At 63.4% G+C, this 12,285-nt stretch carries 6 protein-coding genes; 1 reads left to right on the top strand and 5 read right to left on the bottom strand.

The features are described 5' to 3' along the window. Positions 1 to 25: 25 nt before the first annotated feature. The 4 genes from astD to C4J85_RS20640 all read right to left on the bottom strand — a co-directional run bounded on the left by astD (position 26) and on the right by C4J85_RS20640 (position 5,005). A complete protein-coding gene (astD, locus tag C4J85_RS20625) occupies positions 26 to 1,495 on the bottom strand; it encodes a succinylglutamate-semialdehyde dehydrogenase (RefSeq protein WP_164487884.1) in 1,470 nt (489 codons plus the stop codon). Next, on the bottom strand, positions 1,492 to 2,517 hold the full coding sequence (gene astA / locus C4J85_RS20630) for an arginine N-succinyltransferase (RefSeq protein WP_124368060.1): 1,026 nt from the start codon (positions 2,515 to 2,517) through the stop codon (positions 1,492 to 1,494). The genes astD and astA overlap by 4 nt, the downstream gene beginning before the upstream one ends. Positions 2,518 to 2,577: 60 nt before the next feature. Continuing rightward, complete coding sequence (gene aruF, locus C4J85_RS20635) at positions 2,578 to 3,597, bottom strand: arginine/ornithine succinyltransferase subunit alpha (RefSeq protein ID WP_124410603.1); 1,020 nt, start codon at positions 3,595 to 3,597, stop codon at positions 2,578 to 2,580. A gap of 187 nt (positions 3,598 to 3,784) precedes the next feature. Continuing rightward, positions 3,785 to 5,005 carry an aspartate aminotransferase family protein gene (locus C4J85_RS20640; RefSeq protein ID WP_124407967.1) on the bottom strand — a complete coding sequence of 407 codons (1,221 nt, stop codon included), beginning with the start codon at positions 5,003 to 5,005 and terminating at the stop codon, positions 3,785 to 3,787. Between the two features lie 303 nt (positions 5,006 to 5,308). Between C4J85_RS20640 and C4J85_RS20645 the strand changes: the two genes are divergently transcribed. Continuing rightward, positions 5,309 to 11,221 (top strand): dermonecrotic toxin domain-containing protein, encoded by a 5,913-nt coding sequence (locus C4J85_RS20645; protein WP_124410604.1) that lies wholly within the window; start codon positions 5,309 to 5,311, stop codon positions 11,219 to 11,221. Between the two features lie 9 nt (positions 11,222 to 11,230). Here the strand turns inward: C4J85_RS20645 and argR are convergent, their stop codons facing one another. Next, on the bottom strand, positions 11,231 to 12,211 hold the full coding sequence (gene argR / locus C4J85_RS20650; RefSeq protein WP_124371611.1) for a transcriptional regulator ArgR: 981 nt from the start codon (positions 12,209 to 12,211) through the stop codon (positions 11,231 to 11,233). Positions 12,212 to 12,285 lie beyond the last annotated feature (74 nt).

Consider the following 12,285-nt stretch of genomic DNA (forward strand, 5'->3'; position numbering starts at 1 on the left):
ATCGGGGGCAAGCCCCCTCCCACATTTAGGCCAGTGTTATGCCCGGGGTTAGTGTGGCTGGCACGACCAGGCTCGGGGTTTCCAGCGACGCCACCGGATACGCGCAATAATCCGCCGCGTAATACGCACTGGCGCGGTGGTTGCCCGAAGCCCCTACCCCGCCGAACGGTGCGGTGCTGGCGGCGCCGGTCAGCTGTTTGTTCCAGTTGACGATGCCGGCGCGGCTTTCCAGCCAGAACTGCTGGTAACGCTCCTCGGAATCCGAGAGCAAACCAGCAGCCAAGCCGTACTGGGTGTTATTGGCCTCAGTAATGGCCGCAGCAAAATCTGCGTAGCGAATCACCTGCAACAGCGGGCCGAACAGTTCTTCGTCTTCGCGCTCGGCCACCGCCGTCACGTCGATGATGCCTGGGGTCAACAAGGCGGCCTGATCTCGCGGTTGGGTCATTTCCAGCAGGGCCACGGCGCCATTGGCCAACATCAGTTCCTGGGCGTCCATCAAGGCTTTGGCGGCCGCCAGGGAAATCACCGAGCCCATGAACGGCGCCGGTTGCTGGTCGAACGCGCCCACTTCAATGGCCGCGCTGACCGCCACCAGGCGCGCCAGCAACGCATCACCCCAGGCGCCTTGTGGCACCAGCAAGCGACGGGCGCAGGTGCAGCGTTGGCCGGCGGAGATAAACGCCGACTGGATGATGGTGTACACCGCCGCATCCATGTCGGCCACTTCGTCCACTACCAGCGGGTTGTTGCCGCCCATCTCCAGGGCCAGGATCTTGTCGGGACGCCCGGAAAACTGCTGGTGCAGATGGTTGCCGGTGCGGCTGGAACCGGTGAAGAACAACCCGTCGATGCCTGGGTTGGCCGCCAACGCTATGCCGGTTTCCCGCGCACCTTGCAGCAGGTTCAACACGCCCGCCGGTAAACCCGCTTCGACCCAGCACTGCACGGTCAACTCGGCCACTTTCGGCGTGAGCTCGCTCGGCTTGAACAGTACGGTGTTACCCGCCAGCAGCGCCGGGACGATATGCCCGTTCGGCAAGTGGCCAGGAAAGTTGTAAGGGCCGAACACCGCCACCACGCCGTGGGGCTTGTGACGCAGCACAGCGGTGGCGTCGCCCAGGGGGCCGCTCTTCTCGCCGGTACGCTCGCGATAACTTTGCACCGAGATCGCGATCTTGTTGGCCATGCTGGTGACTTCGGTGGCCGATTCCCACAGCGGCTTACCGGTTTCCTCACCGATGCAGCGGGCGATTTCATCGGCGCGGCTTTTCAGGGTACTGGCGAAGATTTCGAGCACACTGATGCGCTCTTCCAGCGAACGCCGGGCCCAGCCTGGAAATGCCTGGCGTGCGGCCTGCACGGCGGACTCGACCTGCTCGGCCGTCGCACCGTTGCCGCTCCACAGCACCTGCTGGGTCACCGGGTTACGCGATTCAAACAGTTCACCCTGGCCGGCCAGCCAGCTACCTGCGATATACAACGAATTCATTATTTCGACTCCCGGGCTGCGGACAACGGTACGGCACGCACTTGATCACCGACCACAAGCTGCAGACGCTTGGCGGTCAGCGGATCGACCACCAACGTGCCCGCCGCCAAACGAGCCGGGGCAGCAGTGATGCGGCAGTCTTCGCGTTTGCGGTTATGGATCAGGAACGGCGTGGCGTCGTCCCCCGGCGTGCCGATGGCCAGCACCAGCGCCTGGCTGTCGCGCACCGCACGAATCTTGCTGGTTTCACACTCAACCGCCGGGCCGGCGTCGAAGATATCCACATAGCCCTGGTAGCTGAAGCCTTCGCTCTTGAGCATGCTCAGCGCCGGCTCGGTATCCGGATGGACCTTGCCGATCACGTTGCGCGCGTCTTCGGAAAGAAAGCAGCTGTACAGCGGAAACTTGGGCATCAGCTCAGCGATAAACGCTTTGTTGCCGACACCGGTAAGGTAGTCGGCCTGGCTGAATTCCATTTTGAAGAAGTGTCGGCCCAGGCTTTCCCAGAACGGCGAGCGCCCCGCTTCGTTGGACACGCCGCGCATCTCGGCGATGATCTTGTTGCCGAACAGTTGCGGGAATTCGGCAATGAACAGCATGCGCGCCTTGGCCAGCATGCGGCCGTTGAGGCCGTTGCGGTAATCGGCGTGCAGGAACAACGAACACAGCTCGGAGTTGCCGGTAAGGTCGTTGGCCAGGAACAGCGTCGGAATTTCGCGGTAGATGTTCAATTCCTGGGAGGCGCTGACCGTCAGGCCGACCCGGAAGTTGTACCACGGCTCGCGCAGGCCGACGGCGCCGGCGATGGCCGAAATGCCCACCACGCGGCCTTCGTCGTTCTCCAGCACGAACAGGTAGTCGGCATCGCCGCGCCCGGCTTCGCCACGAAAGGTTTTCTCGGCCCAGCCCACGCGGTGGGTCAGGCGCTCTTCGTTGGCCGGCAAGGTGGTGAGGCCGGTGCCGGTGCTGCGCGCCAGATCAATCAGGGCCGGTAAATCGCTGCTGCGTACGGGACGAACGATCATGCTATCTCCTCGAACGGGCCGCTTTGCAGCCACCCGCGAAACTCTGTTTTATACCGGCTCTCAGACTGCAACAAGACGCACGCTCGCGCCTTCGCCAACGCCCAGGGCTTCGGCGGCGGCGAGGTCGAGGGTCACCGGTTTGCCGGGCGCGTAGTCCAGCTCCAGCATCACCGCACGGTAATCCTGCAACTGCGCGTTGCTGACCAGGTACTGGCGGCCGACCCCCTTGAGCATCTCGCCGATCTTCACCGGCACCACGCGGCTCTGGGCGATCGAGCGGATGCCCGAAACCCGTGCGTGCAGCGTCGGGCCGCCGTCGAAGATGTCGATGTAATGGTCGGTTTCAAAGCCTTCGCGCATGAGGATGTCGAAGGTAATCTGCGCACGCGGGTGCACCTGGCCCATGGCTTCCTGGGCTTCGTCCGGCAACAGCGGCACGTAGATCGGGTAATGCGGCATCAGCTCGGCGAGGAACGTACGGCTTTTCAGCCCGCACAGGCGCTCGGCGGCGGCGTAATTGAGGTCGAAGAAGTTGCGACCGATGGCGTCCCAGAACGGCGAATCACCGTTCTCGTCGCTGTAGCCGACGATCTCGGTCACCACTGAATCGGCAAAGCGCTCGGGGTGGCTGGCGACGAACAACAGGCGGCCACGGGAGTTGAGCTCCGACCACGCCGAACCGACCAGCTCAGGCACCACGTAGAAACTGGTGAGCAGGCTGTTACCGGTGAGGTCGTGACACTGGGACAACACGTGGATCTTGTTGTGGATCTTCAGCTCGCGGGAGGCGTGCACGAAGGTTTCGTTCCGGAAACTGTAGAAGGGTTCCGAGTAGCCGGCCGACGCGACGATGGCCGAGCAGCCCGCGAGCTTGCCCGTCTCGGTGTCTTCGAGCACGAAGAAATAGCTTTCTTCACCGTTGAAACTCACCTCGGCCGCGAAGGACGCTTCGCTGGCCGCGATCTTGTCGCTCAGGCGTTCCACATCATCCGGCAAGGAGGTGACACCAATCGGGCTGTCCGCAGCCAGACGCTGTACCTCGCCCAGATCAGCCATTTGCGCGGGGCGCATCACCAGCATGGTGTCACTCCTTAACTCTAGAACTCATAGGAAAAAATACCGGACACGTCAGGCACAACCCATATCCAATGTGGGAGGGGGCTTGCTCCCGATGGCGGTGGTTCAGTACCAGTTGCATCAACTGACCGTCCGCTATCGGGAGCAAGCCCCCTCCCACATTTGATCCGGTCCGGCAGAAAGATGTGTATCAGGCTTGGGTCAGCGTTTTTACGGCACGTTCGAAGCGATCCAGACCTTCGTTGATGTCCGCCTCTTCCACCACCAGGCTCGGCGCGAAACGCACCACGTCGGGGCCGGCTTGCAGGATCATCAGGTTTTCTTTCTCGGCGGCGTTGAACACGTCCTTGGCCTTGCCCTTGAACGCATCGCTCAATACGCAACCGATCAGCAGGCCCATGCCACGCACTTGGGTGAAGATGCCGTACTGCTCGCCGATCTGCTCCAGGCGCGCCTTGAACAGGTCGTGCTTGGCATTCACGCCGGCCAGCACCTCGGGAGTGTTGACCACGTCGATCACCGCTTCAGCCACTGCGCACGCCAGCGGGTTACCGCCGTAGGTGGTGCCGTGGGTGCCGACCACCAGGTGCTTGGCCAAGTCTTCACGGGTGAGCATCGCGGCAATCGGGAAACCGCCGCCCAGGCTCTTGGCGCTGGTGAGGATGTCCGGCACCACGCCGTAGTGTTGGTAAGCAAACAGGTGGCCGCTGCGGCCCATGCCGGTTTGCACTTCGTCGAACACCAGCAGCGCGTTATTCGCGTCGCACAATTCGCGAGCACCTTGCAGATAAGCCAGCTCGGCCGGCAGTACGCCGCCTTCGCCCTGAATCGGCTCCAGCACCACGGCGCAGGTCTTGTCCGACACGGCGGCTTTCAAAGCCTCCAGGTCGTTATAAGGAACGTGGGTGATGCCGGTAATTTTAGGCCCGAAACCATCGGAGTACTTGGACTGGCCACCGACGTTGACGGTGAACAGGGTCCGGCCGTGGAAGCTGTTCAGCGCGGCGATGATCTCGTACTTCTCGCTGCCGAAACGGTCGAACGCCACACGACGGGCCAGTTTGAAGGCGGCCTCGTTGGCTTCGGCGCCGGAGTTGCAGAAGAACACGCGCTCGGCAAAGGTGGCGTCGATCAGCTTGTGCGCCAGGCGCAACGCCGGCTCATTGGTGAACACGTTGGAGACATGCCACAGCTTGTTGGCCTGCTCGGTCAGTGCGCCGACCAGCGCCGGGTGGGCGTGGCCCAATACGTTGACCGCGATGCCGCCGGCAAAGTCGATCAGCTCGCGACCGGCCTGGTCCCACACGCGCGAACCTGCGCCACGCACGGGAATGAAGGCGGCAGGCGCATAGTTAGGCACCATGACCTGGTCGAAATCGGCACGTTGCACCGGGGCTTGCTCAACGGACATCGGAGTCTCCTGAAGAGGAACGCCTGCCTGGAACTGGCGGGCGATGCAGGGATTGTAAGGACAGTTTTCAGTGCGGCCTTGCCGCCAAGCGACAACTTCTTATAGCGCCAACCCGCGTTTTACGCGGGTTTACGCCAATGCGACAAATAGCGTCGCAATGGCGCAGTTTAAACCGTGCGCCCGCTCCGTGCGCAGGGGATCTTCGCAAATCGGCGCGGGCGTGGCGCCCCACGTATTTACCGCCGTCGATCGGGCGTGGACTGGTCTGCTGGATTAACACCTGTAGCCTCAAGGACCGATCCAATGCGCCAACGCCCCATCCCCGTCGCACCCGACATCCACCACGCAATTCTCACGCAGGCCATCCCCCACTGGCTGGGGGATGCCGCGCCCGCCAGGCGTTCGGCCCTTGGCGAACACGCGCCGAGTATTCCCGACTGGTACAAGCACGCCTGCGACGCCCAACACGCAGAACTCAAGCGCCTGAACGGCGAAGCCTGGACCCGGCAGAACCAAGTGGACAAGGCCCTGGCCGAGCTCAAGAGCCCGGAGACGTTTGGCGCCGAGTTGCTGCAAGCGGCGCTCAAGCGCCAATATGCGCTGGACCTGGATGTGCGCAGCACCTGGCTGCAACTCTACGTGCCCTTGACCCTCGCCGGGGTTCGCGTCAGGGCCGGGGCTTCGCGCACCTGGAGCGTATCGCTGCTGAAGGCCGCCCTGCACAACTTCGAGCCGGCTGAAGCCGAGCCCGATGCCTACGAGCACAACTCCGGCTTCAGCACCCGGCCCAATGCCGCCGGACACTTCCAGAGCCTGCCGGCGATTGCAGCGCGCATCAGCGTCGCGCAATTCGCCACCCTGTGCCGCGAACTCGATATAGGCGGGCGCTACCAGCGTTATCTGGAGGATTACCTGGGGCTGGGCAACCCCGTGGCCGAAGCGGTGCTTCAGGCCCGCGTCGAGCAAAGCCAGGCCAGCGCGCTCAAGCTGTCGCTGTACATGGCGCTGCTCAAGGGCGACATCCCGCAGGCCGGGTATGACGCGGTGCACAGCCTGATCAGCCACGCCAGCCAGCGCCCGGCATTGATCGCCCATGAGCTGGTCATCATGTCCAGTCGCCTGGTCGGGATTGTGGTGTTTTCGCCGCACCTGGACTCAAGCCGCGCGGTGGCGCCGGTCATCGCCTATATCCCCGACGACCCGCAGCACCCGATCAAGCAATACCCCAGCGCGCAGGCGTTTATGCAGGCGCTCGCGGCACGGCTGCGTTCGACGGACTTTCAACATTTTTTCAGCCGTTTTGTCAGCCATGCCGATATCGGCAGCTTCTTCGCCGACCTCAACCGCCGCCTGAGCGAAGTGACCTGGCACCCCCATACGACGGGCGATCCGCTGCCGAGCTGGCGCGAGACCGAGGTGGGCCGGCCGAAGCTGGAGTTTCGTGGCCTGCCCATCAAGCAACCCCTGTTCCAGCACCTGTACCAGATGAAGTTGAGCAAGTTGCGCGATGACGCGAGCAGCCAGGCAGTGTCCACCGCCGCCGTCAACCGCAAGGCCCGTTGGGAGCGCTGGGATCTGGTGCAGAAAATCGGCTCGGCGCTGCTGCAAGTGGCAGCCCTGATTGCCAGCCCTTTTGTTCCACCGCTTGGGCTGCTGATGCTGGGCTACACCGCTTACCAACTGCTGGACGAGGCCTTCGAGGGCGTTATCGACTGGGCTGAAGGCCTGACGCGGGAAGCGTTCGGGCACACCATGGGGTTTGTCGAGCAACTGGTGCAACTGGGCTTGTTTGCCACCGGAATCCCTATCGCCCAAGGCCTGTTGCGCAAGGTACTGCCCGGCGAGTGCCTGGTTTTTCTCAACGGCCTGACACCCGTGACCACACCCGAGGGCCGTCAGCGCCTGTGGAAACCCGACCTTGCGCCCTATCGTGTCAAGTTCACACCGCCCAAGACAGTACGTCCCGACCCACAAGGCCTGTACCGCTATAATGGCAACATCCTGCTGCCCTTGGATGGCGATTACTACAGCCTGCAACAAGACCCCGCCAGCCTGCGCTATTCCCTACGCCATCCCAGCCGCCCAGCCGCCTACGCTCCACGGTTACTGAACAACGGCCAGGGCGCCTGGATCACCGAAATGGAGCGCCCGCTGAACTGGGACAATGCCACCCTGATGCGTCGCCTCGGCTACCGGGCGGACGGGCTCAGCGACGCCCGCCTGCGCCAGGCACATAGCGTCAGCGGCACCCACGACAATGCCTTGCGCAAGATGCACATGCGCCAGCAAACGCTCCCCCCGCTGCTGGCCGACACCCTCAAGCGCTTCAAGATTGACCAGGCGCTGCAAGACTTCATCACGCAAATGAACAGCGATGACCCCGGAATTTACCGGCAGGCCGATATCCAGACTCAGTTGCAGGTACTGACCAGCAACGGCCTATGGCCGGTATCCAGGACACTGCGTCTTGTCGACTCCAGCGGCAATACCCAGTGGGAGTTCGCCGGGCAATCCGGTGCGCACGTGGTGCAGGTGCGCGAAAGCCAGCTGAAAAACGGTGAATTGCTGCGCATCCTGATCGAAAGCCTGGATGAACCCGAGCGCAAGCTGCTGCTGGAGGAACCCGCCGACCTGCCCGCCCCGCACACTCACCTGCGCGCCGGCGCCCTGCGCAAAAAAATCGCCCGGCTTGCCCATGACAAACGCTTCAACCTGTTCGACTCCCGCTACCGCAGCGAAGAACGCAGCCCCACTGCCTCGCTGCAAAAAATCATTGATGCCGCCCCGGAACGCGGGCTGCCCACCAGCGTGGCCGAGGAACTGCTGGCCAGTGCCAGCGGCGCGGAGTGGCGGGCCATCGACCTCGGCAAGGTGCCCGCCCGTATCGTCGAGCAGGCCGCCTCGGCCCAGTTGGAGGTACGCACCACCCGTGCCTACGAAGGGTTGTACCTGGACGCCGTCGACAACCCGGACACCTATCTGCTGGTCCTGCGGTCCCTGGAGCGCCTGCCCGGATGGTCGACCGACCTGCGCCTGGAACTGCGCGAGTACCACGCCAACGGCCCACTGCTGCAAGCCATCGGCGCCGAAGACGCCACACTCAAGAGGACCCTGGTGCGCACCGAAACGGGCCACTACACCCCGGTCGATGAAACGGGGCCGGTGTTCGCCGACACCGATTTCTACACCGCCATCCTCCAGGCTATCCCGGACAGCCAACGCGACGCCCTGGACATCCATATCGGCCAGGGCGAACGCCTGCGCCAGGCGGTTGCCGAACATGTACTGGACCGCGAGCAATTGCGCGCCCTGCTCGGCAAGGACACCTATCGCAAACCCACCTATAATCCCGAAGTGATGCGCCTGCGTGGCGGCATGGAAGGCTACCAGGCCGCCGGACCGTCACAGGCGCAGCTCTCCCTCGAGCAGCGCGCCCACCACCTGCTGCCTCGGCTCAACCGCGAGCAGATCAGCGAACTGGTGCAAACCCTGGAAGACCGACCGGGCGGCGCCCTGCCCAGCCTGATCACGCTGCAGGCCGAGTACGACAAAATGGACACCGACCTTGCCGTGTGGGAGCACGCGACGCCGCCGTTCCACCCCATTACCGAGGCACCACTGACGACCCAGGAGTATCAATACGCCCGCCGCGATCGCGGGCTGTGGGCCGAAGAAATCAGGCGTAGCTGGCGTCAGGAAACCGAGATTGATGAGTTTCACGAACAGCCGGCTCTCAGCGGCCATAAGCTGCAATTGACGATGCCCATCTACGGCGAACTGCCGGTACTCACCGCGCATTTCGAGCACATCACCCTGCTGGAGTTGAGCGGTGCGCACACCCCGCTGGAGGTGGACAGGTTTGTGCAAATGTTTCAACGCCTGCGTCACTTGACCATCAGCAAATTTTCCCTCGGCCGCCTTGCGCCGAGCATCGCCCGACTGCCAGACCTCAACACCCTGATCCTGAGCGACTGCAACATTATCTTGAGCGAAGAAAGCCGTGCAGCCCTCGGCGGCATGACCCGCCTGGTGACCCTGGACCTGTACAACAACCCGCTGGGCCTGACCCCCAGCGTCGCCAATATGCCCCGGCTGCAGCACTTGGATTTAAGCTATACCGGCATTCGCGAGCTGCCGCCGGGCATGCTCGACCGCCCGCAGCTGGAACTGGCGGTGCTGTCGAACAACCAGATCGGCGAGCTGCCGGCAGCGCTCTTCGATTTGCCGGTGGCCACCAGCCGCAAGTTCGACCTCAGCGCCAACCCGCTCTCGCGGGCGACCCTGCAGCGCGTCAAGGCTTACTATCAAAGGACCACAGGCCGCTGGGATATCGATGCGCCCAGTGCGGACATCGAGCAGGCCAAACGCCTGTTCCCGACCCTGAGCGACGATGACATCAATCAGCTCATTTTTGATTTTCCAGGTGACCTCGACGCCACCCAGGCCGCGCTGGAGCAGCTTGGCACCGATTACCGCAGCATTCGCCAGGACCTGAGTCCCTGGGCCGAAGACCCGCTGGCCTCGGTCCAGGCGCGCGCCGCCCGCGCACGGTTGGTGGACACCCTCGAGGCTGTCTGGCGCCGGGAAGCCGAGCAGGATGAACAGGCCCAGGGCAATCAGCCATGCTTCACACTCAGGCTGACGCACCCCGTCAGCGGCGAGCTTCCCGCCCTGAGCCGGCCACTCAAGCAGGTCTCATCCCTGCTGCTGAGCGGCGATGGTTCCGACCTGCTGCTGGGGGCGTTCCTGCGCAGTTTTCCCAACCTGGAACGGCTGTCCGTTGAGCACTATGCCCTCAGTCACTTTCCCAAGACCTTGCCGCACTTGCTGCGATTGACCCACCTGCGCCTGGACGACTGCGGCCTCACCCTCAACCCCGTCAGCGCCCAGGTGCTGTCCGGCATGGTTCACCTCAAGCACCTGGACCTGGCGAACAACCGCCTGAGCTGGCTGCCGGACTTCAACCGCCTGAGCAACCTCGCTAGCCTGTCGCTCAGTAACACAGGCCTGCGCGAAATTCCGCCGGCGCTGCTCTCCGGCAGTGTTTATCGAACACGGGTCGACCTGAGCCACAACGTCATCGAGGACATTTCCGATCAGGGGTTTGCATTGCCCGCCGCCTTCGGCGCGTCGTTCGACCTGGCGGGCAACCCGTTGTCGCGGCAAACATTGGCGCGTATCAAGACCTACTGCCAGGCTAGCGGCGAACACTGGAACGTCGAGGCGCCCCCGGTGCACGTGCAGCAGCTCCAGGCACTGTATCCAAGCCTGGGCGCCCGCGAAATCAATCGCCTGTATTTTCAGTTGCCCGGCGACCTGGACGCCGCCGCGCCCGAAATCACGCGCCGGGGCGTCGAATACCGCCAGTTGGAACGCCAGTTGCTGGCCTGGGCCACGGACATCCCGCAACGGGATCCGCTGCTCGACACGGTGCTGGACGAAGACACCCGCGCACGTGAACAACTGCGCCGATTGGCCTTCAAAAGCCTGCTCGAACGTTGCTGGCGCCGGGAGGGCGAACTGGACGACTCCAGCGTGTTTATCCGACGCAGCTTCAAGCTGGTGTTCGACGGGCAACTGTTGGGGGACATGCCGACGCTGACCGCGCGCTTCGACCACGTCACCCTGCTGGAAATCATCGGCGACGGCACCAATCAACAGGTCGACGGGTTGCTCAGGTGTTTTCCCAACCTGATCAACCTGACCATCGAGCGCCACACACTGGGCGACCTGCCCGCCTCGTTGGTGCACCTGGGACGCCTGCGCTACCTGAAGCTGGCGCAAAACCACATCCGCTTGACGCCCGCCAGCAATGAGCTGTTGTCGGGCCTGGTCCAGCTGGAATACCTGGACCTGAGCAACAACCCCCTGACACTGACGCCTGACCTGCGTCATTTCCGGCGGTTGGTATCGGTTTACCTGCACAGCTGTGAGCTGACAAACGTACCGGAAGGGCTCTTCAGCCTGCGCCGCCTGCGGGCCGTGGACCTGAGCGACAACCAGATCATGGAGCTGCCCAGCGACCTGCTGGAAATGCCCGTGCCGCTGGATGACGACTCTGATTTGAGCGGCAATCCGTTGTCTGCGCAAAGCCTGGAACTGCTGCGCAGTTACTACCGCCAGACGGGCTACGAATTAGGCGTGGAAGACGCGATGTTCGACGGCGCCGGCGTTCCCCTGTCGGCGCCCGGCACGCCCCAGCCGATGGAGGAATAACGGCGCGACTCAACCGCGCTCGGACGGCACCGACGACAGTTCGAACGGGCTGCTGCTGCGCCGCTGGTTGCGGTCTTCACGCGGGGTGGCGCCGAAGAAGTTGCGGTAGGCGCTGGAAAAATGCGGCCCCGAAGAGAAGCCGCACGACAGGCCGATCTGGATGATCGACTTGCTGGTCTGCATGAGCATCTGGCGCGCCTTGTTCAGGCGCAGTTCCAGGTAGTACTGGCTGGGGACGCGATTGAGGTACTGCTTGAAGATCCGCTCCAGTTGTCGTCGCGACACGCACACGTGCTGGGCGATTTCATCGGTGGTCAGCGGCTCCTCGATATTGGCTTCCATCAGCAACACCGCCTGGGTCAGCTTCGGATGGCTGGAGCCCAGGCGGTTTTGCAGCGGGATGCGCTGGCGCTCGCCGCCTTCGCGGATGCGCTCCACCACCAGTTCTTCGGAGACCGCACCGGCCAGTTCGGCGCCGTGATCACGGGCCAGCACCGCCAGCAGCAGGTCGAGTACCGACATGCCACCGCAGGCGGTCAGGCGGTCGCGATCCCAGTCGAACAGATGGCTGGTGGCGATGACCTTGGGGAAACGCTCGGCAAAATCATCCTGCCAGCGCCAGTGCACGGCGGCGCGGTAGCCGTCGAGCAGGCCCAACTGGGCCAAGGGGTAGACACCGGCCGACAGGCCACCGATCACACACCCTGCCCGCACCAGTTGCTTGAGCGCCGAACTGAGCTGGGAAGCGATGACGGTCGGCGGCTCATCGGCCAGCAGGAACAGCTTCTGAAACCCCTCCAGCTTGCCGGCCCACGGTTCGCCCGGCAGTTGCCAAGCGCCTTCGGTGGCCGGCTCTGCGAGCAAAAACGACAGCTCGTAGACCACGTCCGGATGCACCCGCTGAGCAACGCGCAAGGCCTCCTCAGCCAGCGCAAGCGTGAGGGCTTTTGTGCTGGGCCAAATCAGGAAACCAATTTTATGGGCGGTCATGGAAGGCTATCCGAAGCGAGTAACGGTAATGAAGACAAAGGCCAATGCTAGCCCGTAAGTGAATAGAAATCTCA

Origin of the sequence: Pseudomonas sp. R4-34-07, assembly GCF_003852375.1 — a bacterium.
Lineage (GTDB): Bacteria > Pseudomonadota > Gammaproteobacteria > Pseudomonadales > Pseudomonadaceae > Aquipseudomonas.

Coding starts and splice junctions, on each gene's coding strand:
- astA (WP_124368060.1), bottom strand. CDS start 2,517: ATGATCGTTCGTCCCGTACGCAGCAGCGATTTACCGGCCCTGATTGAT.
- aruF (WP_124410603.1), bottom strand. CDS start 3,597: ATGCTGGTGATGCGCCCCGCGCAAATGGCTGATCTGGGCGAGGTACAG.
- C4J85_RS20640 (WP_124407967.1), bottom strand. CDS start 5,005: ATGTCCGTTGAGCAAGCCCCGGTGCAACGTGCCGATTTCGACCAGGTC.
- C4J85_RS20645 (WP_124410604.1), top strand. CDS start 5,309: ATGCGCCAACGCCCCATCCCCGTCGCACCCGACATCCACCACGCAATT.
- argR (WP_124371611.1), bottom strand. CDS start 12,211: ATGACCGCCCATAAAATTGGTTTCCTGATTTGGCCCAGCACAAAAGCC.